We start from the raw sequence: 25840 nt of genomic DNA, 5'->3' as shown, positions 1-25840 counted from the left end.
TCCTCTGCGTGTTGACTGGCGCCCTCAGGCTGCCTTGCGTTCGTCCGCGGGTTTGACCGCGCCGGTGACGCCGAGGTCAAAGGGGAAATCATCCACTTTCACCACGGTATCGCGCAAGGTATTACGACGCTTGACCACCGCATATTCTTCGGCGGTGATGCCGCCGGCGGCGAACGCGGCGTCGGCCAGGTCGCGCACATTGGCTTGCGGGTTGCCTTCGAGCGCGCCGCTTTTCTCGAATTCGCGGATCTTCGATTCGATCGGTTCGGCCTCGAGCGTGGCCGCCAGCGCCTGTTCGATCGCGCCGACCGGTTCGTCGGCGCTCGCGGGCAGGTGGCAGCCGGCGGTCAGGCGGTCGCGGGTCGCGCCCGGGTTGATGAGCAGCCGCGCCACGTCCTGGCCCAATTGGTCCGACGGCAGCGCCTGCGGCCGGCCCCAGGGGAAGACGATGCGGCGCAGGCTCCAGGCGACCAGGCGGTTGGGGTAGTTTTCCAGCACGCCGTCGATGGCGTCCTGCAGGCGGAACAGCGCATCCTGCACCGACCAGTGCACCAGCGGCGCGTCGGCGTCCTGGCGGCCTTCGTCCTCGAAGCGCTTGAGCGCGGCGCTGGCCAGGTACATTTGCGAGAGGATGTCGCCCAGGCGCGCCGACAGGCGTTCGCGGCGCTTGAGGCTGCCGCCCAGCACCAGCATCGAGGTGTCGGCCAGCAGCGCGAAGGCGGCCGAATAGCGGCTCAGCAGCTGGTAGTAGCGCTTCATCCCGGGCGCGACGTCGGCGTCGATGGCGACCAAGCGGCCGCCGGTCAGGGCGGTGCCCAGCGCGCGCAGCTTGTTGCGCGCGACGAAGCCGACGTGGCCCCAGAAGGCGCGGTCGAAATCATCCAGGCCCTGCTTGCTGTCGGGCGACTGCGCCGCGCGCATCTCGGCCAGCACGTAGGGATGGCAGCGGATCGCGCCCTGGCCGAAGATGATCAGGCTGCGGGTCAGGATGTTGGCGCCTTCCACGGTGATGCCGATGGGGATCTGCTGGTAGGCGCGGCCCAGGAAGTTGGACGGTCCCAGGCAGATGCCCTTGCCGCCGATCACGTCCATGCCGTCGTTGACGACCTGGCGGGCGCGTTCGGTGACGTGGTATTTGACGATGGCCGACACCACCGAGGGCTTCTCGCCCAGGTCGACGGCGCCGGCGGTCATGCTGCGCGCGGCGTCCATCATGTAGGTGTGGCCGCCGATGCGGGCCAGCGCTTCCTCGACCCCTTCGAACTTGCCGACCGGGGTGCGGAACTGGCTGCGCACGCGGGCGTAGCCGCCGACCGCGCGGGCCGTCAGCTTGGACATGCCGGTGTTGGACGACGGCAGCGAGATCGAGCGGCCGGCCGCCAGGCATTCCATCAGCATGCGCCAGCCCTGGCCGGCCATGGCCGGGCCGCCGATGATGAAGTCCAGCGGCATGAAGACGTCGTGGCCGCGGGTCGGGCCGTTCATGAACATGGCGTTCAGCGGGAAGTGGCGGCGGCCGGTGTCCACGCCCGGATGGTCGTGCGGCACCAGCGCGCAAGTGATGCCCAGGTCCTTCTTGCCGCCCAGCAGGCCGTCCGGGTCGTACAGGCGGAAGGCCAGGCCCAGCAGCGTGCAGACCGGCGCCAGCGTGATGTAGCGCTTGTCCCAGCTGACGCGCATGCCGATCACTTCGCGGCCCTGCCATTCACCCTTGCAGACGATGCCGCTGTCGGGGATGGCGGCGGCGTCGGAACCGGCCCACGGGCTGGTCAGCGCGAAGGCCGGCACTTCCTCGCCGCGCGCCAGGCGCGGCAGGTAATGGTTCTTCTGTTCATCGGTGCCGTAGTGCAGCAGCAGTTCGGCCGGCCCGAGCGAGTTGGGCACCATCACCGACACCGCCAGCGCCGACGAGCGCGTCGACAGCTTGGTCACGATCTCGGAGTGGGCATAGGCCGAGAAGGCCAGGCCGCCGTATTCCTTGGGGATGATCATGCCGAGGAAGCCGCTGCGCTTGAGGTAGTCCCAGACCTCGGCGGGCAGGTCGAAGCGTTCCTGCGTGATGTTCCAGTCGTTGACCATGCGGCAGGCTTCTTCGGCCTGGTGGTCGAGGAAGTGCTGTTCCTCGTCGGTCAGGCGCGGGCGCGGATAGGCCAGCATGCGCTTCCAGTCGGGGCGGCCTCGGAACAGCTCGCCTTCCCACCACACCGTGCCGGCCTCGAGCGCGTCACGCTCGGTATCCGACATCTGCGGCAGCACCTTGCGGTAGAGATTGAAGATCGGCGTCGACAGCAAGGCGCGCCTGACCGGGCGCACGCCCAGCAGGACGACGGCCAGCAGCGCGATGACGACCAGCGCGACGATGACTGCGTTCATTTCCTTGTCTCCTTTCTCGAATTCTCTGGAACCGCCGCACCGCGCTGACCCAAGCGAGCCTAGGCGGGGTGCTGCGGCAGGGGAGCGCGCAGGCCGCCGAGCAGGAAGCTCATCAGGCGGGGCAGCAGCAGCTCGGGGTTATCGGGTTGCTCGGCTTCGTCCAGCGTCCAGCCGGTCACCGAGCGCAGCAGGTCGGTGCCGATGATGGCGTAGGAGGTGGCGCCGAGCATGAATTGAAAACGCCACACGATCTCGGCGCGCGGCACGTCGGGCAGCGCGGCGAAGAAGGCATTGCGGTAGCGCTCGAGCACGTCGGCGTATTCCTCGGCGAAGAGCGCGCGGATGAAGCCGGCCGGGTCGGTCATGGTGCGCTCGAGCAGCGGCAGGAAGGTGCTGCCGGCCTGTTCGGGGTCGGCGGCCAGCCGCAGCAGCGTGCCGAAGAAGGCGTCGACGATCTGCGACGGCTTGAGCGGCTTGCCCTGGGCCTGCGCTTCCAGTTCGTCCAGCAGCCGCAGGCGTTCGCGGTTGAGGACTTCCAGGCGGCGCTTGAGCACGGCCTGCACCAGCGATTCCTTGGAACCGAAGTGATAGTTGACCGAGGCCAGGTTGACGCCCGCCGCGCCGGTGATCTGGCGCATGGACGTGCCGTCGTGCCCCTGCTGCGCGAACAGGGCTTCGGCGGTGTCCAGGATCGATTCGCGGGTACTGGAGGATCTGAGTTCTTGCATTGGGTTGAATTCAAACGTTCGTTTGAAAGAAGTATGCGTAAAAGATGACAAGGATGCGACCCCGGCAATCCCGAATAGGGTTTACCCCTAAAAGTTGAGATGACACGGCGCTCGTTCCTTTGCATGAGAGGTCCTGCCGTTGACCGAGGCGGCGCGCCTCGTGTCGTCCAAATGGCGCTGCGCCGTTTGGCCTCGGACGTGCGTCCTAGGATGAAAGCCGTCTGGAAGGTCGCAGCGAAACGCCGCAGTATCACAGCGAGGACTTGATAGCGTGGCACCGTGGATGCGCCTGGCGAGCCCGATCGCCGTTCCGGTGCCGCAGGCCATATCGACCTGACACAGGAGCAGGAGACATGAAGACCTACAGAGTGGGGCTGTTGATCGATGGAACCGACCAGCCCGGCTGGATCCACGACATGGCTGAGTGGCTCGCGCGCAGCCAGGATTTCGATCTGTCCGCACTGCTGGTCATGGAGAAGGACGCCGCCGGTCCCGCGCCGCGCTTGGGTGCCAAGGCGCTGTTCGGCACGCTGTCGCGGCTGGAGTCGCGCCTGCTGCCGGCGCGGCAGCGGCAGATGCTGACCTGCCGCGACCTGCGCGACGGCCTGCCTGCGTCGACCACCGTGCTGACCCTGCCGCCCGGTCCGCAGGACAACGGGCGCGATGACGGCGTGGCGGCGCTGGGACTGGACCTGGTGATCATGCTGGGCGCGCTGCCGCCGCCGCGTGCGCGCGTGGCGAGCTGGACGCGGCACGGCATCTGGCGGCTCAGTTATTCCGATATCGCCGTATCCACCAGCCGCTATGCGGGTTTCTGGGAGGTCTACCAGCGCGAGGACCACACCACGGTGAAACTGTGGCGCGTGGGCGCCAGCACGGAAGAGGACGTGTTGCTGGACCAGCGCAGTTTCAATACCGAGGTGTTCTGGCTGAAGAACCAGACCCGCGCATTCAGCCTGGGCAACTTCATGGTCTACGACGCGCTGCTGGCGCTGGCGCGCGCGCGGCCGGGCGCGGCGCCGCCCGGCATGCAGATCATGAGCGGCCAGCGCCGCGACGATCCGGCCGAGTGGGACAGCGCCGCCTATATCGCGCGCCAGGCCTGGTTAATGACGGATTTGATTGTGCGGCGCGTCATGGGGCGCAATGTGCGTTGGCGGATCGGTATGTTCGCGTCGACCCGGCAGCAGGCAGTGGTATCCGAGGCGAAGGTATTGCAACCACCCAAGGGGCGTTTTTTTGCGGATCCATTTGTTTATATGCGGGGCGAAAATCCATATATATTTTTCGAAGATTACGATTTTCACTCGCGCAAGGGCACAATCTCGGTCGCCACCTATGAAAACGGGGCTTTCCAGCTACTGGGGACGGCCTTGAACCTGCCCTATCATTTATCGTTTCCGTATATATTCGAATACGAAGGCGTCACCTACATGGTGCCGGAAACGTGCGGAAATCGCAGCATAGAATTATGGAAATGCACGGAATTTCCATTGAAATGGGAATTGGATTTGACCCTGATGACCGATGTTTCGGCTGTCGATACCATTATTTTCAAACGCGGTGAATACTGGTGGCTATTAACCAATATCGACCGCACCGACGGCCAGAATCACTGCGATGAATTGTTCGCCTTCTTCGCCGACTCGCCGCGCTCGAGCCACTGGACGCCACACGCCTGCAACCCCATCGTGCGCAATCCGATGCGGGCGCGCAACGCCGGAATCGTTGTCTCGCCTGGCGGAGAGGTGATCCGCTGCGCGCAGTACCAAGGTTTCTGCCACTACGGCAAGGGCGTCTCGTTGAACCGGATCGAAGAACTGTCGCCGTCGACCTACGTCGAGACGGATGGCGAAATCCACTACGCCGGCTTCCTGAAAAAACGCCATGCTTCAATGCACCATTGGCATCATCAGGGTGGGCATACGGTATTTGACTTCGCATATATGGAGTAAATGACGCGAGCTACCGAAAAATAAAAATGTTACCTATATTTCGATTGCAGCGGAACGCCACGGGCATAATGTGTCGGTGGAAACATATCGACAAGTCTGTCGCCAAATATCGCCTGGTCTTGCTTCCATTTGAGGTGGCGCCGGCGCCGCCCCGTTTCATCTGTCCGTGCCCGGGATCCAGCCCTGCCGGCGCACGCCCGCTGGCGTGTCAGCGGCCTGGGGACTGGCTTTCCGCCCAGGCGGGCTCGGTGGAAACCCTAGCGGATGAAAGGATGAGAGAGGTGTCTCATCCTGTTTTATGAGAACGTTTACAGCTAACGAATGATTTCTGTTTTTGTCGGATTATATCGCTAGCCAGCGTCTTGATTTTGCCAATTTCGAACCATAAGATGGGTTCATGCCATCCGTTATGTTGGCTACGAAAGTCTCCCAACCCAAATGGCCCGGTGCAGCGTCATTAGATATTCCGGGAATCGCGGACCACCCCCGCGGGGTTGGAAAAAAAATAGTCTTCAGCACAGCGAAGATCCCTTCTAGGCCTGTTGAACAACCGGGAGGACACCATGGCCAAGATGGTCCTGATTGAAGCCCATCCGCTCCTGCGGCTGGGGTTGTGGCAGATTCTGAGCAAGTTGGACGATGTGTGGGAAATCGAGGGAATGGGGTTGGCCGATGTCTCGAAGGCCAACGGGGCGCATGCCGGCGCAGATCTTCTGATCTACGGCTTGCCCGTGGACAGCGAGGAAGCCTGGAGCACGCTGCATGAGATCCAGCGTGAACTCAGCCCGAAGCGCATCCTGCTGCTGACCGATGTCATGCCGCTGCCGATGCCGGTGCAGGGCTTGCCCGGCGCCAGCGTGTACGGTTGCCTGATGAAGACGGCGTCGGTGGAGATACTGGAAGCGGCCATCCGCCTGGTCATGGCGGGCGGGCAGTGCTTCCCGAGCGAGCAGGCGTTGCAGGCGCCGGCGCAGGCCAGCTGCGTGCTGCCGGCGCGCGAGGCCGACGACGGCGGCAAGGGCACCATGCCGATCAGCGCGGGCGCGCAGTTGCTGCAGATCACGCCGCGCCAGTACGAGGTATTGGTGTTGCTGGCCAGGGGTTACCCCATCAAGACGGTCAGCCGCATGCTCAACATCTCGGTCGCCACCGCCAAGACCCATGCCTGCACGCTGTACCAGCGCCTGCACGTCAAGAACAAGGGCGAGGCCGTGTACGCGGCGCTGCAACGCGGCGCCACGCTGGAATGGCATGAGCCCAATGGCCGCGACGTGGAAGCCGGGCAGCTGTATGGGCGCAAGCTGGGCTGAAGAACCGGGGCTGCCAGCCCCGGTTCGCGCGGTTTGCCAGGCGGTGCGCGGCCCGCGCCCATCGGCCTGGCCGGGCGCTCCCCGCCATCCCGCCTAGGGCATTCACTGCAGCATCGGCGGTCGCCGTGCCGCAGCATTCCTCCTCCAATCATCCTCCTGTACGAGATTCAGCGAACGTAGCCGCTGATAGCATGGGTTGTGTCCGCAAGCATGGGTTGAGACGGCGAATCACAATGCCCGCCCGAGCCACCCCGCGCAGCGGACGAGATTCCCGTGAGCCTGGTGACGCGCCGGAACCGTCGTCGCTGCCGTGCGCCGCCTTGCCATGGGAACCGTGTCTGGGCCCTGTGTCACAAGGTTCCCCCCGGGATGACAACCGTTCTGATCGAAGACTACGCGCTGCTTCGTGTCGCAATCCAGCATGTGTTGGAGCGCGTGCGCAATGCCGAGGACATCCTGGCGATCTCGCCAGCCCATCTCTTGAACATGCCCGGCTCGATCAACCGGCCGGTGGAATTGCTGGTCGTCGGCTGCAGCGGCGTGGCCGAGCCCGACATCGGCCTGCTGTCGCAGGCGATGGCGCTGTTCATGCCGCGCCTGGTGCTGGCGTTGTACTCGGTGCTGGACCAGCACGTCATGGCGGCGTGCGCGCGGGCCGGCGTGGCGGGCTATCTGCCCAAGGCCTCCAGCCCTGATGCGCTGGCGGCCGCCGTCAGCCTGGTGCTGGCGGGCGGGGAGTGCTATCCGCAGCCAGCGGCGCGGCCATTGGGCATCTCGCAGACGCCGGTGCCTGAATTACGTGAGCTGACGCAGCGGCAGGAGGAGATCCTGCAACTGCTGGTGCAGGGCAAGACCATGCGCGAGATCGGCCAGCAGGTGGGCATTTCGGTGGCCACGGTCAAGAGCCATGCGCGCACCCTGTACTGGAAGCTGAACGCGCGCAACCAGGCCGAGGCGGCCTACATCGCCGTGCAGATGGGCCTGGTGCGCGGCAGCGGCAAGCCCGGCGAACCTGCCTGAGGAACCCCATGAAAAAAGGCGGCGCGCCCGCAAGCGCGCCGCCCTGGATGGCGCCTGGCCGTGATGGCGGCGTCAGCGTCCGGTATCGCGGCGCACGGCGCTGGCGGGGCTGGGCGCGGCCGGCGCGGCGACGGGATCGACCACCGCGGCGAATTCCCGTTCGGCGGCCGCCAGCACCGCGTCGATGTGCAGATAGCGCAAGGCGTGGCGGCGCGCGGCGGTGCCCAGGGTCTCGCGGATCTGCGCATTGTGGGCCAGCTTGCGCACGGCCTCGGCCATGGCCGCGGCATCCTCGGGCGGGGTGACCAGGCCGCAGTGCGCCACCACGCCGGCCAGCTCGGTGCCGCGGGCGGCGCCGCACACCACGGGACGGCCGCTGGCCAGCATGCCGGTCAGTTTGGACGGCATGACCAGATCGGCGGCGCCGGCGCGTTGCGGCAGCAGGTGGATGTCGGCGGTGTTCAGCAGCGCGCCCAGCCGTTCGCAGGGCTGCAGGTCGAGAAAGCGCACCCGCGCCAGGCCCTCGCACTGCGCCTGCAGCGGCGCGCGTTCGGGGCCCTGGCCGCAGAACACGAACCACAGGCGCGGCTCGTGCTGCAGCAGCCGCGCCACCTGCGCCAGCGTCTGCAGGCCCTGCTTGCCGCCCATGTTGCCCGAATACAGCGCCACCACCGCGTCGGCCGGGATGCCGAGCTCGGCGCGCAGGTTGCCGGCGCGATCGGGGGCGATGGCGTTGACGTCGATCCAGTTGGGCAGCAGCACCGCGCGTTGCGGGTCGATGCCCTTGTACAACGCCAGGTCCTGCATGCGGCGAGAAATCGTCGACACGCGGTCGAAGCGCCGCATCAGCCAACGCTCGGCGCGCTGCACCAGGCCGCGCAGCCGCGCGCCCTTGAGCAGGCCCAGGTCGAAGGCGGCGTCCACTTCATAGTCCTGGATATGCAGCCAGGCGCGCGCGCCGCACAGCCGCGCCGCCAGCCACGCGGCCGGGGCGCAGAAGAGGGCGGGCTCGACCACCAGGATCAGGTCGGGCCGGCCGGCCGCCGCGCGCAGCAGCGACGGCAGGCTCGAGAGCGCGAAGCTGGCCAGGTGCAGCAGGCGCTTGGCGCCGCCGGGCTTGCGCGGCACCCACAAGGGGGCGCGCCGGACATCGACGCCGGCGCGGGTCTCGCGGCGGTAGCGGCCGGCGTGGTAGCCATCGTGGACCTGCCATTGGGGGTAGTAGGGCGGGGCGGTGACGACGCTGACCTGGTGGCCGCGTGCGGCCAGCCATTCGGCCATTTCCGCGTTGTACTTGCCGATGCCGGTCAATTCCGGCGCGTAGTTGATGCTGTACAGAAGTATCTTCATGCTGGCGGCTCCACGCGGGGTTTGACGGGACGGCAGGGGTTGCCCAGGCACACCATGGCCGGCGGCAGGCTGCGGAACACCGAGCTGCGCGCGCCGACCACGGCCTCGCGGCCGATGGTGACGCCCGGGCCGACGAACACGTCGGTGGCGACCCAGGCGCCGTCCTCGATGCGGACGGCGCGTTCGCGCAGCGGGAAGTCGGGCTTGCCGGCGTCGTGGTCGGCCGCGCACAGGTAGCTGCGCTGCGACACCACGGCATGGGCGCCGATATGGATCGGCCCCAGGCTGTAGATCACGGTGTCGTCGCCGATCCAGGCGTAGTCGCCGATTTCCACCTTCCAGGGATAGGTCACGGTGGCGCTGGGCCGGATCAGGACCTTGCGGCCGACGCGGGCGCCGAAGCAGCGCAGCAGCCAGCGCCGGAAACCGTAGGCCACCTGCGGCGACCAGCGGAACAGCGACCCCTGCACCAGCCACCACAGCTGCACCGTCAGCGCCGAGCGGCCGCGCTGTCCGGGCGCCAGGGCGAACTGGTCGAGCCGCTGCAGGGCGCTCATTTGGCCGCTCCGGCGACCGTTCCCCCCTGTTGGCGCTCCTCGGGCACGGCCAGCCGCGCCTTGCGGATTTCCTCGGTCTTGATGCGGATCTGCCAGTAGTACATGGCGCGGGCGATGGCGTAGTCGAAGCCGGCGCGGCCGTCCAGCAAGCCCAGGCGCAGCACGTACGAATGCAGGAACGAGATCGCGGCCTTGAACGGCATGGCCTGGAACACGCGCTTGAGCAGCGCCCGCGCGCCGACGTTGGCCTCGCGCGGGTCGTTCATCAGGCCCTTGGTGCGCAGGTTGGCCTCCCAGTCGGAGTAGCGGTTGTGCTTGTCGAAGTAGTGGTACAGCGAGTCATGGTCGTTGTGCACCATGCGCGCCCGCAGCGCGAAGGTCTCGCCCTGCACCTGGGGCTGGTAATGGCCCTCGACTTCCCACATGTGGGCCACGTCCAGGTCGTCGTAGTCGAGAAAGCGCGAGCGGTCGCGCGCCAGCAGCGCCAGCTTGTAGACGCGATGGCCATGGCGCAGCTTGCGGCCGCAGAACACATAGTCGAACGGCACGAAGGCGCCGCCGGCGCCGGCGGCGAAGCGCGGCAGCGCGGCGCGGATCTCGGCGGCCAGTTCGGGCGTCATCTCCTCGTCGGCGTCGACGTACAGCACCACCGGGTGGGTGAAGGGCAGCTGCTCCAGGCACCACTGCTTCTTCTTGGGATACTTGCCGTTCCACTGGAAGTTGCTGACCTTGGCGCCGAGCGCGGCCGCCATGGCGCAGGTGGCGTCGGTGCTGTTGGAATCGACCACGAAGACTTCGTCGAAGTCGGCCAGCGCCTTCAGGCACTTGGCGATGTTGCGTTCCTCGTTCTTGGTCATGACGACCACGGATACCGGTATCTTGGACATGAGGCTTTCCTTTCAGGAGGCGCCGCGCCGCATCAGCGGCTGGAACAGATCGATGACGTCGCGGCAGTGCCGCTCCAGTGAAAAGGCGTCGGCGCGCCCGGGGCCGTCGGCCGCCAGTCTCGCGCGCATGTCGCCGTCGTAGGCCAGGCGGCGCACCGCCGCGGCCAGGGCCGCCGCGTCGCCCACCGGCACCAGCAGCCCGTAGCGGCCGGCGTCGAGGATCTCGGCCGGCCCGTGCGGACAATCGGTGGATATGACGGGTACTCCCAGGCAGAGGGCCTCGACCAGCACGTTGCCGAAGCTCTCGCGCACCGAGGTCAGGGCGAAGGCGCCGGCGCTGGCGATCACGGGAAACGGGTTGTCGATGTGGCCGGCCAGCGTCACCGGGCTGCGCGACTCGCGCGCGTCGATGCGCTTTTGCAGGGCGGCGTGTTCCGAGCCTTCGCCCAGGATGGTGAAGCGGATGCCGGGGTCGTCCAGCAGCGCGGCCGCGTCGATCAGGGTGGCGTAGTCCTTGACGGCCTCCAGGCGGCCGACCGCGACCACGTGGTACGGCGTGGCCGCCGGCTCGGACGCCGGATGCGCCGCGCTCTGCTCGCGCACGTCGTCCAGCGGCACGCCGTTGTAGATGGTGCGCACCTTGCCGCGCAGCGGCGGGAACATGCTGACCAGGTCTTCCTTGACGCCGCGCGACACGCCGACGACGGCGTCGTGGCGGCGATAGGTCTGGCTCACCAGCCAGCACTTGAGCCGCCGCATGCGCGACGCGCCGTAATGGATGGCGGGGCTGCTGTGCTCGAAGGCGACGGTGGCGAACTTGCCGCGCAGCAGCTTCTTGGCCAGCACCACCAGCATGTTGCACAGCAGGCCGTGCGAGCAGACGATGGCGGGCCGGTCGCGGCGGATCTGCCGCAGCAGCCGCCAGAACGCCAGCGGCAGCATCAGCCGCAGCGAGGTGGGCGACTCGATCACCGGCAGGGCCCGCGTCACGCGCGGATTGGCGACCGGGTATTCGCGGTTGCGCGAACGCAGCAGGAACAGCGCGGCGTCCACGCCCCGTTCGGGCAGGGCATCGGCGATGAAGGCGACACATCTTCCGACGCCGCCGTGCAGGTCCGGCGCGACAAACAGGACATCAGGCATGGGGCAGTACTCGCGGTAGCGGCCGGCGCTGGGCGTCCGGACGGAGGCTGGGAGCCGCGGGTGCGGGCGGAGGCACGGGCATGGCCCGCGCATTGCGTATCAGCGACAGGCAGTAGCACAGCAGGAAGCCGGTGAAGGCGGTCTTGGGGGCGTACGCCAGGCCCCCCGAGAGCGAGTCGATGAAGATGTAGATCGGCGCCGTGGCGAGCAGGTAGCGCCGATGCAGTTCGAGTCCGGGATGGGCGTAGCGCCGGAACAGCGACAGCAGCAGGATCAGCAGGGGCGGCAGCATGATCATCACCGTGCCGACGATGCCGAACTTCATCAGGTAGAAGGCCCAAGAGTTGTGCGCGAAGGTGCTCAGCTCGAAGCCGTTCTCGCCCATCACCCAGCTGCGAAAGCCCGCGCCCTTGCCGAACACCGGACTCTCGGCGAACGAGTCCATCTGGCCCTGCATCTCCTGGATGCGGGCGCCGTAGCTGGAGTCCTCGTCCAGGCGCTCGACGCTGAAGACGCGGTTGGTCAGCACGTCCAGGTAGCCGATGCTGGCGAACACCAGGATGCCGGCCACCGCCGCCGGCGCAAAGATCAGCACCACCCGGCGGCGCACGTCCGAGCCGGCCGCCAGCATCACCGCCAGCAGCACCGACACCATCAGCTGCAGGTACTGGCTGCGGTTCAGCGAGAACACCAGCGCCAGCAGCATGTACACCGTCAGCGCATAGGCCTTGGGGCCGGACACGTTGAGCGTCTTGCGAAAGTACAGCAGCGACACCACGCCGAACGGAATCGCCCAGACGCCGAGCCGCACGTTGCGCAGCGGGTTGGCGACGCTGAAGCCCTGCAACTGCTCCAGCAGCATCAGCGTGGCCACGGCCAGGCACGCCGCCACGATGTATTTCTGCAGCAGCGCGTACGCCGCCGGGCTGTCGATATCCTTGTAGCAAAGGAACGGCACGCTCAGGAAGTAGAAGACGATGCGCAGGTCGCGCGCCACGTCGCCCGTTTCGATGCCGGGATGATGCAGCGAAACCAGCAGCAGGTAGATCACCGTCAGCACCTGCAGGCCCAGCAGCATGCCGAGCGTGCCGCGCGGCAGGGCATAGGCGGCGGGGTCCGCCAGCCGCAGCGCCTTGACCACCAGGATGGCGACGAACAGCACGTCGAACGGCGACAGCTTGAAGCTGCCGACCCCGAGGATGAAGTGGTCGTCGTTCAGCGCCAGCGCGGTGAAGGCGAACAGGCCCAGCAGGTGCAGCGTGGAAAGACGGCGGTGCGGATGCATGGCGGCTCCATGGCTGGGTGGGGTCAGTGCGCGGCCCAGTCGTCGCGTCCGAACAGCTTGATGGCCAGTTTCTCGACCAGGTATGACAGGTCGCCCTGGCGCGCGTGCGCCGCCACCTGCGACGCCCGGCACGACAGGCCGAACAGCTTGCCCATGCCCGGTTCGGTGCGGCGGATGCGCTCGACGATCTGCTGGCGTTCCTCCAGCAGCACGTCCTGCATCAGCGCGGTCTTGGTCTCGTCATGGGCGGTGTAAACGCCCATCGCGTCCGGCACGATCTGGTTGCGGCCTTCGCGCAGCAGGCGGCTCCACAGCTCCAGGTCCATGCAGTAGCGCATGCTTTCCTGCAGCAGGCCGTGCTTGAGCAGCAGGTCGCGGCGGAAGATGGCCGACTGGTTCGGGATCGAGGCCTTGACCACGGTCAGCGTGCCGCGGTTGACGGGGGTGTAGTGGATCTTGCGGAAGATGTGGTTGTCGGCGTCGGCCACGAACAGGTTGCCGCTGACGATCGGCGCCCGGCCCCGCGCCGCCGCCGCGCCCAGCTTGCGCAGCGCGCCCGGGTAGTACAGGTCGTCGGAGTTCTGCCAGCCGACGTAGTCGCCGGTGGCGCGCTCGAAGCCCTTGTTGATGGCGTGCGACTGGCCGCGGTCGGGCGCGCTTTCCCAGTGGGTCAGGTAGCGCTCGTACTTGCGGATGATGTCGACGCTGCCGTCGGTCGAGCCGCCATCGATGATGATGTATTCCAGCCGCGGATAGCCCTGGTTCAGCACCGACACGATGGTGCGTTCCAGGAAGCGGGCCTGGTTGAACGAGGGGGTCACGATGGTCAGTTTGGGCAACAGGCCGCCGGCGATCGGCGCGGGCGGACGCAGCTCGCTCACGAAGTCGATCAGTTGACGCGAGTACTCGTTGTGACGCTTGCGCATATAAGACCTCAGCATGTTCACTACCGGGTGGCCGCAGGCATTGCGCCCGGGTAGTCGGGCCGGGATTGACGGATGGCGAGCGCCACGCCGGCCAGCGTGATCGCCGCGTAGGCCATGCGGCCCCAGGCCGCGGCATGCTCGCCCGCCGCGTGCACCAGGACGGCCATGACGCACAGCATGGCCAGGCCGCCCAGGCCGTTGAGAATGGCGACCGCGCGCGAGTTGCCCAGCCCGAGCAGGGAAAAATGCGCCGCGGCGTTCAGCGACAGCAGCCCGGAGGCGGCGATCAGCAGACGGAAGGTGCCCAGGTGGCCCTCGGCCACCGCATGGCCCAGCAGCAGGTCCAGCAGTGGCTGGCTGACCGCCAGCACCACCAGGGTGGCGCCGGCCGACAGCAGCAGGTTCCACCACATCAGGCGGCGGATCTCTTCTTCGGCGGCGCCGGGGTGCGGCGGCGACGCGGCCAGGCGGCAGACGCGCGGCATGGCCTTCTGGAAGATCGCCACCGAGGCGGTGTGGATCATCTGGCCGACCTGCACGCCGACCGTGTAGATGGCCAGTGCGGCCGGGCCCATCAGGCTGCCCACCAGCACCCGGTCGACCGAGCCGAACGCCAGGGCGCTCAGGCTGTTGAGCCAGGACCAGCGCGAGAACTTGAACGCCGCCAGCATCGCGCCGCGGTCGCGCACCGGGCGCACCAGCGCATGGCCGTAGCGGCGCGCGAACACGCGCATCTTGACCGAGCCGGCCAGCAGCAGGCCGACCGCCTGGGCCAGGCCGGTCCAGGTGGGCGAGGCGGTCAGCCAGGCGGTGGCGCAGGCCAGGGCCATGGTGCCGCTGCGGCTGAAGACCTCGCACAGCGCGGTGGCGCGGAAATCCTCGCGCCCCTTGAGGCAGCCGGACATCAGCTGGTCGTATTGCTGCGTCAGGTAGACCGCCAGCGCCGGCATGGCCAGCAGCGTCACGGCGACCCCGCCGAAGGTGGCGGCGGGCCAGCCCAGCCACACCACGCCCCACAGCAGCGCCGCGGCCGCCGTCACCACGCCGAGCGCGCAGCCGATCAGCGACATGGCCACGCCGGCCGCGCGGTAGGCGCCGCCCGGCTCGTGCATGCGCTCGGACACCAGCTTGGTGGCGGTCACCGCGGCGCCGAGGTTGGCGGCATTGCCGAAGCCGGCCAGCGCGATGATCATCGAGTACTGGCCGAAGCCCACCGTGCCCAGCTGGCGGAACAGGATGGGCAGCGCCACCAGCGCCGCGACCGGGCCGATGCCGTATTCCACCAGCCCCCAGAACGAGGCATTGCCGGCGACGTGCTTCCTGATGAGTCGGTACATCGGTAGGCCTGTGCTCGGTTGGCGTGGCGCTCAGGCCACGGGCAGCGGCGGACGCGCCTGCTCGCGCAGGAAATGGCCATAGGCCAGCGTCACGCCATGGGTCAGCGAGATCTCCGGTTTCCAGCCCAGCGCGCGCACCCTGGACGAGTCCATCAGCTTGCGCGGGGTGCCGTCGGGCTTGCTGGCGTCGTAGACGATGTTGCCCTGGTAGCCGACCACCTGCGCCACCACCCGGGCCAGCTCGGCGATGGACAGGTCCTGGCCGGCGCCGATGTTGTACATGCCCTCGGCCGTCGGGGTTTCCATCAGCATCACGCAGGCCCGCGCCAGGTCGTCGACGTACAGGAATTCGCGCAGCGGCTTGCCGCTGCCCCACAGCGTCACGCTGTCGTCGCCGGCCTCGCGGCCTTCGTGGAACTTGCGGATCAGCGCCGGCAGCACGTGGCTGCTGTGCAGGTCGTAGTTATCGTGCGGGCCATACAGATTGGTCGGCATGGCGCAGACGAAGTGCGCGCCGTACTCGCGCTGGTAGGCCTCGCACAGCTTCAGGCCGGCGATCTTGGCGATGGCGTAGGGCTCGTTGGTGGCTTCCAGCGGGCCGGTCAGCAGCGCGTCCTCGCGCAGCGGCTGCGGCGCCTCGCGCGGATAGATGCAGGACGAGCCCAGGAACAGCAGCTTGCGCACGCCGGCCGCGTAGGCGGCGCGGATCACGTTGCACTGGATCATCAGGTTGCGATAGAGGAAGTCCACCGGATGGTTCTGGTTGGCCAGGATGCCGCCGACCTTGGCGGCCGCCAGGTACACCACGTCGACCGGCGTGGTCGAGAAGAAGCGGTGCACCTGGTTCTGGTTCTCCAGGTCCAGTTCGCTGTGGCTGCGCGTGATGACCTGGCGGTAGCCGCGGCCCTGGAGTTCGCGCACCAGCGCCGCGCCCACCATGCCGCGATGGCCGGCCACGAACACGCGTTGATCCTGATGGCTCATGGCGGGCTACTCCTTGTAGGCGTAGATTTCGTAGCCGTTCTGCTCCACCAGGGCATCGCGGCGCGCGTCCTTCAGGTCGCTCTCGACCATCTCCTTGACCAGCTGGGCGAAGGTGGTGCGGGGCGACCAGCCCAGCTTTTCGCGCGCCTTGGTCGGATCGCCCAGCAGGGTCTCGACCTCGGTCGGGCGGAAATAGCGCGGGTCGACCCGCACGATGACCTGGCCGGCCTTGATGTCGTGCACCGGGCTGAACAGCACCGTGGCCGTCTCGGTCAGGCCTTCGCCTTCCCACGCCAGCAGGATGCCCAGTTCGCGCGCGGCGGTATTGATGAATTCGCGCACGCTGTACTGCATGCCGGTGGCGATGACGTAGTCCTCCGGCGTGTCCTGCTGCAGCATCAGCCACTGCATTTCGACGTAGTCGCGCGCATGGCCCCAGTCGCGCAGCGCCGACAGGTTGCCCAGGTACAGGCATTCCTGCAGGCCCAGCACGATGCGGGCCAGGCCGCGGGTGATCTTGCGCGTCACGAAGGTCTCGCCGCGCTTGGGCGATTCGTGGTTGAACAGGATGCCGTTGCAGGCGTACATGCCGTAGGCCTCGCGGTAGTTCACGCTGATCCAGTACGCGTACAGCTTGGCCGCGGCATAGGGGCTGCGGGGATAGAACGGCGTGCTTTCGCGCTGCGGCGTTTCCTGCACCAGCCCGTACAGCTCGGAGGTCGAGGCCTGGTAGAAGCGCGCCTTGTCTTCCAGCTTGAGGATGCGGATGGCTTCCAGCAGGCGCAGCGTGCCCAGGCCGTCGGCGTTGGCGGTGTACTCCGGCTCTTCGAACGACACCCCGACGTGGCTCTGCGCCGCCAGGTTGTAGATCTCGTCGGGTTGCACCGATTGCACGATGCGGATCAGGCTGCAGGAGTCGGTCATGTCGCCGTGGTGCAGCACGAAGTTGCGCGGCTGGTCATGCGGATCCTGGTACAGGTGATCGATGCGCGCGGTATTGAACAGCGACGCGCGCCGCTTGATGCCATGGACTTCATAGCCCTTGGCCAGCAGGAACTCGGCCAGGTATGCGCCGTCCTGTCCGGTGACGCCGGTAATCAGTGCCCGTTTTGGCATGGTTTTATCCTTAAGACTTAGTCACTGCACGAAAAGAGCCGAAGGCTGCGGAACCGATGTTCAACGAGATTACTGTCGCACCCGCCGCGGAGATATCGGCCAGAAGGTCTAAGAGATCAGCTTGTCGATAGGCAAAAAAGGACTGGATGGTTTCGTCCAGCGCGCCCAGCGCCGTCACCGTGGCCAGCGCCGTCAGCGCGGGGCGGCGACGCACCGAGGCGTAGATCAGCACCGTCAGAAAGGCGTAGGCCGCAAGGTGCAGGCGCTTGTCGCCGAAGGTGGCCGACATCTCGGCCGCCAGGCCCGGCAGGTTGCCCACCGTGACCAGCGCCAGGAAGAACAACGCGGCCGCGGGCAGGCAGACCCGCGCCACGCCCGGGCGCCAGAAGGATGAGGCCGCGCGCCGGGGATCAGACACGGCCGTACATGTCCTGGAAACGGACGATGTCGTCCTCGCCCAGATAGGCGCCGGACTGCACCTCGATGATTTCCAGCGGGATCTTGCCGGGGTTCTCCAGGCTGTGGACCTCGCCCAGCGGGATGTAGGTCGACTGGTTCTCGGTCAGCAGGTATTGCTTGTCGCCGTTGTAGATGCGGGCGGTGCCCGACACCACCACCCAGTGCTCGGCGCGGTGGTGATGCATCTGCGAGGACAGGCGCGCGCCCGGCTTCACGGTGATGCGCTTGACCTGGTAGCGCGGCCCCTGACCCACCGAGTCATACGAGCCCCAGGGCCGCTGCACCTCGCGGTGGTGGTTGAGTTCGCGGCGGTGCTGGGTCTTGAAGACCTCCACCAGGCGCTTGACGTCCTGCGAGCGGGTCTTGTGCGCCACCAGCACGGCGTCGGCCGTTTCGATCACCACGATGTCGTCCAGCCCGACCGAGGCCACCAGCCGGCTGGTGGCGTGGATGAGGCAGTTGCGCGAGTCCTCGACCATTACGTCGCCGCTGGTGGAGTTGCCCTCGGCCGTCTTGCGGGCGATGCCCCAGACCGCGTCCCAGGCGCCGACGTCGCTCCATGGCGTGGCCAGGGGGATGACCACGGCGCTGTCGGTGCGTTCCATGATGGCGTAGTCCATCGAGTCGCTGGGGCAGGCCTCGAAGGCCGGACCGTCCAGCTGGAACAGGCTGTTCTCGCCATGGCCGGCGGCCACCGCCGCGCGCACCTGCTGCAGGATGCGCGGCGCCAGCCGTTCCATCTCGGCCAGGAACACCGAGGCCTGGAAGGCGAACATGCCGCTGTTCCAGTAGTAGCTGCCGGACTCGATGAAACGCTGCGCCACTTCGGGCGAGGGTTTCTCGACGAAACGGCGCACGCGCCGCGCCGGCGCCAGGTCGTCGGACTCGGCCGCCTGGATGTAACCGTAGCCGCTCAGCGGCGCCGTGGGCGTGATGCCGAAGGTCACCAGGGCGCCCTGGCGCGCGGCCTGGTAGGCCTCGGCGAAGGCGGCGGCCAGCACCGGGCCATCCTCCAGCACGTGGTCGGACGGCATGATCAGCATGACCGGATCCTCGCCGTCGCGCATCGCCCGCAGGGTGGCGGCGACGATGGCCGGCTCGGTATTGCGGGCGTGGGGCTCGAGCACGATCTCGGCGTCCTGGATGCCCAGTTCCTGCGCCTGTTCGGCCGCGATGTAACGGTGGGCGTCGTTGCAGACCAGCATCGGCCGCGCCTGGGCGCCGGCCGAGCCGAGCCGCAGCAGGGTGTTCTGCAGCAGGCTGCGGTCATCGGTCAAACGGATGAACTGCTTCGGCAGCAGTTCGCGCGACAGGGGCCACAGGCGCGAACCCGAACCGCCGCAAAGGATGACGGCCCGATAGGGGGGATGAGGGTGGGTCATGGCGCTGACTCCTTGAAGTAGGCCTGGGTGTTCGGATGCGCGCCGGGATCGGCGGCGATGGCCGCCGCGGACTGCCAGCGGTAGCGGCGGTGCTGGCCCAGCGGCAGGCTGGCGATGTCCAGCGTCAGGTCGGCCTCGTAGGCGAGGACGACGTAATGGGTGGAGCGGCCGGGCTCGCCGGCGAAATTGGTGTCGTAGAAGTGTTCGTACACGCCGCGCGGCCGCCAGGCGTGGGGCGGCAGCGTCACCCCCAGTTCCTCGCGGGCGATGCGCTGCAGCGCCCGCGCCAGCGTCTCGTTCTTGCGGATGCGGCCGCCGGGCACGAACCAGGCGCCCTGGGCCGGCGGGTTGCTGCGCAGCCCGGTCAGGTAGCGGCCCTCGGCGTCGCGCAGCAGCAGGTCGATGGACACCAGCGGCAGCATGTCCACCGCGCGGCGGAAGTCATCCTGGGCCAGCAGGCCGGGGGCCGGCGCGGCGGGGCCGGGCGCGAAACGCACGCGCGCCGGGACGATCAGGGGCCAGCCGAGCGGTTCAGTAGACATTTCGGCCCGTCCATCCGGACACCGCCGTGCGGGCGATGATGATCAGGTCCATCCGGAACGTCCAGTGCTGGATGTAATAGATGTCGTGCTCGACGCGGTCGCTCATCTTGCGCAGCGTGTCGGTCTGGCCGCGCAGGCCGTTGACCTGGGCCCAGCCGGTGATGCCCGGCTTGACGCGGTGACGCATCATGTAGCGCTGCACCAGGTCCTTGTAGAGCTCGTTGTGCTCCAGCGCGTGCGGGCGCGGGCCGACCACCGACATGTCGCCGCGCAGCACGTTCAGGAACTGCGGCAGTTCGTCCAGGCTGGTGCGGCGCAGGAAACCGCCGATGCGGGTGATGCGGGCGTCGTTGCGGGTGGCCTGGGTGACCACGCCGTGCTCCTGGTGCACGGTCATGGTGCGGAACTTGTAGACGTGGAACACCTTGCCGTCCACGCCCAGGCGCGGCTGGGTGAACAGCACCGGGCCGCGCGAGGTCAGCTTCACCAGGCAGGCCACCGTCAGCATCACCGGCGACAGCCCCACCAGCGCGCACAGCGCGAAGGCGCGGTCGAAGGCTTCCTTGGCCAGGCCGCGCACGCCGGCGGCCGGCAGGCTGTTGAGCTGGATGGCGGGCAGGCCGAGGAATTCGCCGATGCGGTGGCCCAGCAGCTGGATCGACATCACGTCGGGGATCCAGCGGATGTCCACCAGGTCGTTGCGCAGGTGGTAGAGCACCTCGCGCAATTCCTGGCCGGCCTCCATCGGCAGCACGATCCAGACTTCGCGCACGTCGTGCTCGCGCACGAAGCCATGCAGCGCGTCCAGCTCATGCAGGCGCCGGACTTGCGGCGGCAGGTTCTCGTGGGCCTCGGCGTAGATGCCGGCGACCTCGTAGCCGGCCTCGCGGTAGCGTTCGACGCGGCGCCACAGGTCGTGGCCGAGCGCGCCGAAGCCGACCAGCAGCACGCGCTTGCGGTCCAGGCCGCGGTCGCGCGCCGCGCCCAGGATGGTGTAGGCCGCCAGGCGCACGCCGGCCAGCGCCAGGGCGACGGAGCCGAACCAGGTCGCCGCCCACAAGCGCGATACCGCCGCGCTCTGGTGCATGAGAAAACTGACCAGAATGCCCAGCGCGAACACCAGGGCCCAGGCCGCCAGGCTGCGCACCACCAGGTCGGTCAGGCGCCGGCCGCGCCACGACACATAGAGGCGGAAGGCCGGGAACAGCGCGATGACGCCCACGCCGCACAGGTAGATCAGGAACAGGTGGATCTGCGGGGGATCCGCCATCGCCTCATCCGAGAACTTGAACTCGGTGACGGCGAGGCCGCAGATGATGACGATCGCGGCATCCAGCAGCCGGTACAGATAGCTGGATCGATTCGCTCTCGCCGACGTGTCCGTAAGGGACGGGTCCATCGCGTACTCCTTTGTTCGGGGAGTCGCCCTGCGGCCGCGGGGAAAACAACGGTGCACCGCCGCAAAGCATGTGGCTACCGTCGAAATCTTATTGAGTGCCCGGCGCACCCGAAACCTCCAAACGATGTAGGAGAAGGCTTAGGGCATCCGTCGAATGTGCGGGGGCTGGAAAAGAGAGTGGAATGTCGCAACCCGTTACGCATCGGGCTCCTTTCCAAGCAACGAAGTCATTCACAGTGGATTCGCCATGACGACATTTTTCGGAACGTTGAGCCGAGCCATCGCAGCGATCGCGCTCGTGTCCTCGCTGGGCGCCTGCGCCCTTTCTCCCGGCATGACCTTCAACGCCAAGCACCTGGTGGATCCGCTCGATCCAAACTCGGTGGCGCAGATCAAGGAGATCACGCCTTCCCTGGTGCTGGACGACAACCGCGCCCGCCAGGCGCTGCTGGACAACGACGGCATTTCGCGGCTGGTCGACAAGGCCGAACCCTATCGCATCGGCCCCGGGGACATCCTCTCGATCGTGGTCTGGGATCACCCCGAGCTCGTGCTTCCGACGCAAACCTACGCCATCGGCACTGGGGTGACCGAACTAGCCTTTGGAGACACCGCATCGGGCATTCCGGGGTATACGGTCTCCTCCACTGGATATATCCAATTTCCCTATACGGGACTGCTGAAAGTGGCGGGGTTGACTGAACTCCAGGCGCGCAATCTCATAGTCAATAGTTCGGGCAAATACATCCAGGACCCGCAGATCACGGTGCGCGTGCTGGGCTATCGCAGCAAGCGGGTCTACGTCGAAGGCGAGGTGAAGACGCCAGGCACGGTGGCGATCAACGACATTCCCATGACCTTGCTGGAAGCGATCAACCGGGCGGGCGGCGTACTGCCCACGGGGGATCGCAGCAGCGTCTATGTCATCCGCGAAGGCAAGAAGACGCGCGTGAATCTGCCCGCGTTGATCGACCGCGGCCAGGACCTGAATCAGGTCATGCTGAAGTCGGGCGACATCGTCCGGGTGACTCCGAGGGATGAGAGCAAGGTGTTCGTGACCGGCGAAGTGACTGTGCCGTCCACGATCGTGATGCGCGACGGCAGATTGACGTTGAATGAGGCGCTGGGCGTGGCGGGAGGGCCCAACCAGCTGACCGCCGACTCGTCGCAGGTGTTCGTGGTGCGCAGCACCGAGCAGGCCACGCCGCTGGTGTTCCACCTGAACGCCGCCTCGCCGCAGGCTTACGCGGTGGCGGAGAAGTTCGAGTTGCAACCCAAAGATGTCGTCTTCGTGGATACGGCGGCGCTGGTGCGGTGGAACCGCTTCATCAGCAATCTGTTCCCGAGCGCGCAAACGGTACAGACCGTGCATTCCATCAAGTAACCCTGGAGAGCTGCATGCCGTTGCCTATCGAATCGTTCGAGCCCTCCGTCCCGGCTCGCCAGCAGGAAACCCCGCTGTCCTCGCACGTGGACGCCATCTTCTCCAACCGCTGGCTGATCATCGCCATCACCCTGATCGCGCTGTTGGGGGCCGTCGCCTACGTCATGGTGACTCCCTCGGTCTATTCGGCCGACATCATCGTCCAGGTGGAGGAGGAGCTGCCGCAAGGCCAGAGCCGCAGCCTCCTGGGCGACGTGTCCGCCATCTTCGACACCAAGGCCGAGACCTCCGGCGAAATGGAAGTGTTGCGTTCGCGCATGGTGGTGGGGCCGGCCGTCGACAAGTTCATGCTTTACATCCACGCCAAGCCGCGCTACTTCCCGGTGGTGGGCGAATGGCTGGCGCAACGCCACGAGAGCCTGCCGTATCCGTCCGGGCTGCCCCGCGGCGGCTACGCCTGGGGCGGCGAGTCGATCTCGATCTCGCAGCTGGACGTGCCCAACGAATGGCTGGGCAAGCCCTTTCGCATCACCACCCTGGGCGAGGGCGCCTATAGCCTGAACGACAAGCTCACTGGCGCCACCTTCAACGGCACCGTCGGCAAGCCCGAGCATTTCCTGCTGCCCGGCGGCGGCGCGCTGGACGTGCACGTCGATGCGCTCAACGGCCGGCCCGGCACGGAGTTCACGGTCTCGCGCACCTCGCGCCTGGCGGCCATCGAGGACGTGCAGTCGCGCCTGGGCATCTTCGAGCGCGGCCGCACCTCCGGCGTGATCGGGGTCACGCTGGAAGGCAACGATCCGGTGCTGACCACGGCGGTGCTGAACCAGATCGGCCAGGAATACGTGCAGCAGAACGTCAACCGCAAGTCGGCGCAGGCCGAGAAGTCGCTGGCCTTCCTCGACCAGCAGCTGCCGCAGCTCAAGCGCGAGCTGGACGCGGCCGAGACCAAGTACAACTCGCTGCGCAACAAGCGCGGCACCATCGACCTGAGCGAAGAGGCCAAGCTGATCCTGGCGCAGTCGGTGGACGCCCAGACCAAGGTGATGGAACTGCGCGCCAAGCGCCAGGAACTGATCACCCGGTTCGCGCCGACCCATCCGAGCATCGTCGCCATCGACCGCCAGATCGCCTCGCTGACGGGCGATGTCAACCGCATCGGCAACAACATCAAGCAACTGCCCGACCTGGAGCAGGACGTGGTGCGGCTGGTGCGCGACGTGCGCGTCAATACCGAGCTGTACACGGGCCTGTTGAACAACGCCCAGCAGCTGCGCCTGATCCGCGCCGGCAAGGTCGGCAACGTGCGCATCCTGGATGCCGCGGTGCAGCCGGACAAGCCGGTGCGCCCCAAGGCCGCCATCATCATCGCCGTGGCCACGGCCATCGGCCTGATCATTGGCGTGCTGTGCGCCTTCGTGCGCAACGCGCTATTCGGGGGGCTGTCGGAGCCGGACGACGTCGAGCGCTACACCGGCCTGCCGGTGCTGGCCGCGATTCCGCACAGCGACCTGCAGGACAAGCTGTGGCGCCGCAGCCGGCGCAAGAACGCCACGGTGCCCGCGCTGCTGGCGCAGAGCCAGGGCAACGCGCCGCCGATCGAGAGCCTGCGGTCGTTCCGCAACGTGCTGCAGGCGTCGCTGCGCCAGTCGGCCAACAACATGGTCATGTTCACCGGCCCGGTGGCGGGCGTGGGCAAGTCGTTCCTGTCGGCCAACTTCGCCTTTATCCAGGGCGGGGTCGGCAAGCGCGTGCTGCTGATCGACGCCGACTTCCGCAAGGGCCAGCTCAATCGCTATTTCGGCGTGCCCAAGGAAGACGGCCTGTTCGAGGTGTTGTCGGGCACGCTGCCGCTGGAACGGGTGCGCAAGCACAGCGTCTCCGAAGGCGTGGACTTCATCGCCACCGGCGCGGTCAGCTTCGATCCGTCGGAGCTGCTGGCCTCGCCGATCTTCGGCCAGACGCTGCGCGAACTGGCCAGCCAGTACGACATGGTCATCCTGGACACGGCGCCGGTGCTGTCTTCGCCCGATGCCGCGGTGGTCGGCACGCATGCCGCGGCGGTCATGGTGGTGGTGCGGTCGGGCATGAATACCGTGGGCGAGATCCGCGAAACCGCCAAGCGCCTGATCCAGGCCGGCGCGCCGGTCGACGGCGTGCTGTTCAACGGACTCAAGCTGATGCCCGAGCGCTTCGGGTTCCGCTCCAAATATGGCGGATACCGCTATTCGCGGGCGGCCTACTACGGTGATTTCAAGCAGAACGGCCCCAAGTAACCCCCGCGGAGAACTGGCATGCATGGAACGTTTGGCTGGGAAACGCCGCAGATCCTGGATGCGGTCTTCAAAGCGTACGACATACGCGGCACGGTGCCCGACGAGATCGACGCCCGCTTCGCCCACAGCCTGGGCATGGCGGCCGGGGTGCGGGCGCTGGAGCTGGGCGCGCGCGCCATGGTGGTGGGGCGCGACGGGCGCCTGAGCAGCGTGGAGCTGGCGGCGGCGCTGCAGGCCGGGCTGCGCTCGGCCGGCCTGCACGTGATCGACATCGGCATGGCGACCACGCCGATGGTCTATTTCGCGGCCCGCCTGATGGACACCGGCGCCGGCATCGCCGTCACCGGCAGCCACAATCCGCCGGCCCACAACGGCTTCAAGATCGTGCTGGACGGCGCCTCGCTGTACGGCGACGGCATCACCGCGCTGCGCGACGCGATGCGCCTGCCGATCGAATCGGCCAGCGTGGCCGGCGGCCGCACGCAGATGCAGATCCAGCCGTGCTACGCGGCGCGGCTGGTGGGCGACATCCGCCTGGCGCGGCCGATGAAGATCGCCATCGACTGCGGCAGCGGCGTGGCCGGCGCGGTGGCGCCGGCGCTGTTCCGCGCCCTCGGCTGCGAGGTCACCGAGCTGTTCTGCGAGGTGGACGGGGCCTTTCCCGGCCATCACCCGGACCCGGCCGATCCGCAGAACCTGCAGGACCTGATCTATTGCCTGCGCTACTCCGACTGCGAGGTCGGACTGGCGTTCGATGGCGATGGCGACCGGCTCGGCGTGGTGACCAAGTCGGGCCAGATCATCTGGCCCGACCGCCAGCTGATCCTGTTCGCCCGCGACGTGCTGGCGCGCAACCCGGGCGCCGAGATCCTCTACGACGTCAAGTGCAGCCGCCACGTGGCGCGCGCCATCACCGAGGCCGGCGGCAAGGCCACCATGTGGAAGACGGGCCATTCGCTGATCAAGGCCAAGATGCGCGAGACCGGCGCGCTGCTGGCCGGCGAGATGAGCGGCCACATCTTTTTCAAGGAACGCTGGTACGGCTTCGACGACGGCATCTACGCCGCCGCCCGGCTGCTGGAGATCCTGTCCGGGGCGCCCAATCCGTCGGCGCTGCTGGAGAGCCTGCCGCAGTCCTGCGCCACCCCCGAAATCAAGCTGGAAACCACCCAGGGCGAGCAGTTCGAGCTGGTCGAGGCGCTGCGCGCCGGCGGCCAGTTTCCGGGCGCGCTGTCCATCAACGACCTGGATGGCGTGCGCGTCGACTACGCCGACGGCTTCGGCCTGGCGCGGCCGTCCAACACCACGCCCACGGTGGTGTTGCGCTTCGAAGGAGACTCCGTGGCCGCCCTGGCCCGCATCGAGGAGGACTTCCGCAATGCGTTCCGGCGCGTTGCCCCCCATATCCGTTTACCGTTCTAAGGAGC

General features: G+C 67.4%; 21 protein-coding genes. 6 read left to right on the top strand and 15 right to left on the bottom strand.

Going from position 1 to position 25840, the window contains the following annotated elements; all coding sequences use genetic code 11:
* Positions 1-24: 24 nt before the first annotated feature.
* Positions 25-2373: an acyl-CoA dehydrogenase gene (locus AC1HFW_RS15035; protein ID WP_479284143.1), complete on the bottom strand. Its 2349-nt coding sequence runs from the start codon at positions 2371-2373 to the stop codon at positions 25-27.
* A gap of 59 nt (positions 2374-2432) precedes the next feature.
* A complete protein-coding gene (locus AC1HFW_RS15030) occupies positions 2433-3101 on the bottom strand; it encodes a TetR/AcrR family transcriptional regulator (RefSeq protein ID WP_061073888.1) in 669 nt (222 codons plus the stop codon).
* A 353-nt stretch (positions 3102-3454) separates the two neighbouring features.
* Here AC1HFW_RS15030 and AC1HFW_RS15025 point away from each other — a divergent pair, with 353 nt between their 5' ends.
* From AC1HFW_RS15025 to AC1HFW_RS15015, 3 genes are all read left to right on the top strand, one after another.
* The gene (locus tag AC1HFW_RS15025) at positions 3455-5056 is read left to right on the top strand and encodes a glucosamine inositolphosphorylceramide transferase family protein (protein WP_479284141.1); all 1602 of its coding nucleotides are present in this window, start codon (positions 3455-3457) and stop codon (positions 5054-5056) included.
* A gap of 563 nt (positions 5057-5619) precedes the next feature.
* Complete coding sequence (locus AC1HFW_RS15020; RefSeq protein WP_479284139.1) at positions 5620-6366, top strand: response regulator transcription factor; 747 nt, start codon at positions 5620-5622, stop codon at positions 6364-6366.
* Positions 6367-6735: 369 nt separating this feature from the next.
* Positions 6736-7386 carry a response regulator transcription factor gene (locus tag AC1HFW_RS15015; protein ID WP_479284137.1) on the top strand — a complete coding sequence of 217 codons (651 nt, stop codon included), beginning with the start codon at positions 6736-6738 and terminating at the stop codon, positions 7384-7386.
* 72 nt (positions 7387-7458) lie between these two features.
* On the opposite strand, the gene AC1HFW_RS15010 is transcribed toward AC1HFW_RS15015, so the two are convergent.
* From AC1HFW_RS15010 to AC1HFW_RS14950, 13 genes are all read right to left on the bottom strand, one after another.
* On the bottom strand, positions 7459-8736 hold the full coding sequence (locus AC1HFW_RS15010; RefSeq protein ID WP_479284135.1) for a WcaI family glycosyltransferase: 1278 nt from the start codon (positions 8734-8736) through the stop codon (positions 7459-7461).
* Positions 8733-9293 (bottom strand): putative colanic acid biosynthesis acetyltransferase, encoded by a 561-nt coding sequence (locus AC1HFW_RS15005; RefSeq protein WP_006390302.1) that lies wholly within the window; start codon positions 9291-9293, stop codon positions 8733-8735. Before AC1HFW_RS15005 ends, AC1HFW_RS15010 begins: the two co-directional genes overlap by 4 nt.
* A complete protein-coding gene (locus tag AC1HFW_RS15000; RefSeq protein ID WP_479284133.1) occupies positions 9290-10180 on the bottom strand; it encodes a glycosyltransferase family 2 protein in 891 nt (296 codons plus the stop codon). Before AC1HFW_RS15000 ends, AC1HFW_RS15005 begins: the two co-directional genes overlap by 4 nt.
* 12 nt (positions 10181-10192) lie before the next feature.
* Complete coding sequence (locus tag AC1HFW_RS14995; RefSeq protein ID WP_479284131.1) at positions 10193-11323, bottom strand: glycosyltransferase; 1131 nt, start codon at positions 11321-11323, stop codon at positions 10193-10195.
* Positions 11316-12608 carry an O-antigen ligase family protein gene (locus tag AC1HFW_RS14990; protein ID WP_116519928.1) on the bottom strand — a complete coding sequence of 431 codons (1293 nt, stop codon included), beginning with the start codon at positions 12606-12608 and terminating at the stop codon, positions 11316-11318. Before AC1HFW_RS14990 ends, AC1HFW_RS14995 begins: the two co-directional genes overlap by 8 nt.
* Positions 12609-12631: 23 nt before the next feature.
* A complete protein-coding gene (locus AC1HFW_RS14985) occupies positions 12632-13534 on the bottom strand; it encodes a glycosyltransferase family 2 protein (protein WP_006390298.1) in 903 nt (300 codons plus the stop codon).
* A 20-nt stretch (positions 13535-13554) separates the two neighbouring features.
* Positions 13555-14871, bottom strand: a complete 1317-nt coding sequence (locus AC1HFW_RS14980; RefSeq protein ID WP_479284128.1) for a lipopolysaccharide biosynthesis protein — start codon at positions 14869-14871, stop codon at positions 13555-13557.
* A gap of 30 nt (positions 14872-14901) precedes the next feature.
* A complete protein-coding gene (locus tag AC1HFW_RS14975) occupies positions 14902-15855 on the bottom strand; it encodes a GDP-L-fucose synthase family protein (protein WP_006390296.1) in 954 nt (317 codons plus the stop codon).
* Between the two features lie 6 nt (positions 15856-15861).
* Positions 15862-16971 carry a GDP-mannose 4,6-dehydratase gene (gmd, locus tag AC1HFW_RS14970; RefSeq protein WP_006390295.1) on the bottom strand — a complete coding sequence of 370 codons (1110 nt, stop codon included), beginning with the start codon at positions 16969-16971 and terminating at the stop codon, positions 15862-15864.
* 10 nt (positions 16972-16981) lie between these two features.
* Complete coding sequence (locus AC1HFW_RS14965; RefSeq protein WP_225856577.1) at positions 16982-17389, bottom strand: VanZ family protein; 408 nt, start codon at positions 17387-17389, stop codon at positions 16982-16984.
* Positions 17382-18812 carry a mannose-1-phosphate guanylyltransferase/mannose-6-phosphate isomerase gene (locus AC1HFW_RS14960; protein WP_479284126.1) on the bottom strand — a complete coding sequence of 477 codons (1431 nt, stop codon included), beginning with the start codon at positions 18810-18812 and terminating at the stop codon, positions 17382-17384. Before AC1HFW_RS14960 ends, AC1HFW_RS14965 begins: the two co-directional genes overlap by 8 nt.
* Complete coding sequence (locus AC1HFW_RS14955; RefSeq protein WP_225856758.1) at positions 18809-19270, bottom strand: GDP-mannose mannosyl hydrolase; 462 nt, start codon at positions 19268-19270, stop codon at positions 18809-18811. The genes AC1HFW_RS14960 and AC1HFW_RS14955 overlap by 4 nt, the downstream gene beginning before the upstream one ends.
* A 73-nt stretch (positions 19271-19343) precedes the next feature.
* Positions 19344-20753: an undecaprenyl-phosphate glucose phosphotransferase gene (locus AC1HFW_RS14950; RefSeq protein WP_238890512.1), complete on the bottom strand. Its 1410-nt coding sequence runs from the start codon at positions 20751-20753 to the stop codon at positions 19344-19346.
* 247 nt (positions 20754-21000) lie between these two features.
* Between AC1HFW_RS14950 and AC1HFW_RS14945 the strand changes: the two genes are divergently transcribed.
* Genes AC1HFW_RS14945 through AC1HFW_RS14935 form a run of 3 tightly spaced genes read left to right on the top strand, consistent with a single transcriptional unit; the run spans position 21001 to position 25835 of the window.
* Positions 21001-22137: a polysaccharide biosynthesis/export family protein gene (locus AC1HFW_RS14945; RefSeq protein ID WP_061073898.1), complete on the top strand. Its 1137-nt coding sequence runs from the start codon at positions 21001-21003 to the stop codon at positions 22135-22137.
* Positions 22138-22151: 14 nt separating this feature from the next.
* Positions 22152-24413, top strand: coding sequence for a GNVR domain-containing protein (locus AC1HFW_RS14940; protein WP_061073899.1), 2262 nt, complete (start codon positions 22152-22154; stop codon positions 24411-24413).
* Between the two features lie 18 nt (positions 24414-24431).
* The gene (locus AC1HFW_RS14935; protein ID WP_006390288.1) at positions 24432-25835 is read left to right on the top strand and encodes a phosphomannomutase/phosphoglucomutase; all 1404 of its coding nucleotides are present in this window, start codon (positions 24432-24434) and stop codon (positions 25833-25835) included.
* Positions 25836-25840: the final 5 nt, after the last annotated feature.

This window comes from Achromobacter sp. ISS7 (genome assembly GCF_056523125.1).
The sequence above is the reverse complement of the archived record's forward strand: the minus strand, read 5'-3'. Positions and strand labels throughout refer to the sequence as shown.

Bases quoted from the DNA above. Each gene is read 5' to 3' on its own strand.
- AC1HFW_RS15035 (WP_479284143.1), bottom strand. From the start codon at position 2,373: ATGAACGCAGTCATCGTCGCGCTGGTCGTCATCGCGCTGCTGGCCGTC.
- AC1HFW_RS15030 (WP_061073888.1), bottom strand. From the start codon at position 3,101: ATGCAAGAACTCAGATCCTCCAGTACCCGCGAATCGATCCTGGACACC.
- AC1HFW_RS15025 (WP_479284141.1), top strand. From the start codon at position 3,455: ATGAAGACCTACAGAGTGGGGCTGTTGATCGATGGAACCGACCAGCCC.
- AC1HFW_RS15020 (WP_479284139.1), top strand. From the start codon at position 5,620: ATGGCCAAGATGGTCCTGATTGAAGCCCATCCGCTCCTGCGGCTGGGG.
- AC1HFW_RS15015 (WP_479284137.1), top strand. From the start codon at position 6,736: ATGACAACCGTTCTGATCGAAGACTACGCGCTGCTTCGTGTCGCAATC.
- AC1HFW_RS15010 (WP_479284135.1), bottom strand. From the start codon at position 8,736: ATGAAGATACTTCTGTACAGCATCAACTACGCGCCGGAATTGACCGGC.
- AC1HFW_RS15005 (WP_006390302.1), bottom strand. From the start codon at position 9,293: ATGAGCGCCCTGCAGCGGCTCGACCAGTTCGCCCTGGCGCCCGGACAG.
- AC1HFW_RS15000 (WP_479284133.1), bottom strand. From the start codon at position 10,180: ATGTCCAAGATACCGGTATCCGTGGTCGTCATGACCAAGAACGAGGAA.
- AC1HFW_RS14995 (WP_479284131.1), bottom strand. From the start codon at position 11,323: ATGCCTGATGTCCTGTTTGTCGCGCCGGACCTGCACGGCGGCGTCGGA.
- AC1HFW_RS14990 (WP_116519928.1), bottom strand. From the start codon at position 12,608: ATGCATCCGCACCGCCGTCTTTCCACGCTGCACCTGCTGGGCCTGTTC.
- AC1HFW_RS14985 (WP_006390298.1), bottom strand. From the start codon at position 13,534: ATGCGCAAGCGTCACAACGAGTACTCGCGTCAACTGATCGACTTCGTG.
- AC1HFW_RS14980 (WP_479284128.1), bottom strand. From the start codon at position 14,871: ATGTACCGACTCATCAGGAAGCACGTCGCCGGCAATGCCTCGTTCTGG.
- AC1HFW_RS14975 (WP_006390296.1), bottom strand. From the start codon at position 15,855: ATGAGCCATCAGGATCAACGCGTGTTCGTGGCCGGCCATCGCGGCATG.
- gmd (WP_006390295.1), bottom strand. From the start codon at position 16,971: ATGCCAAAACGGGCACTGATTACCGGCGTCACCGGACAGGACGGCGCA.
- AC1HFW_RS14960 (WP_479284126.1), bottom strand. From the start codon at position 18,812: ATGACCCACCCTCATCCCCCCTATCGGGCCGTCATCCTTTGCGGCGGT.
- AC1HFW_RS14950 (WP_238890512.1), bottom strand. From the start codon at position 20,753: ATGGACCCGTCCCTTACGGACACGTCGGCGAGAGCGAATCGATCCAGC.
- AC1HFW_RS14945 (WP_061073898.1), top strand. From the start codon at position 21,001: ATGACGACATTTTTCGGAACGTTGAGCCGAGCCATCGCAGCGATCGCG.
- AC1HFW_RS14940 (WP_061073899.1), top strand. From the start codon at position 22,152: ATGCCGTTGCCTATCGAATCGTTCGAGCCCTCCGTCCCGGCTCGCCAG.
- AC1HFW_RS14935 (WP_006390288.1), top strand. From the start codon at position 24,432: ATGCATGGAACGTTTGGCTGGGAAACGCCGCAGATCCTGGATGCGGTC.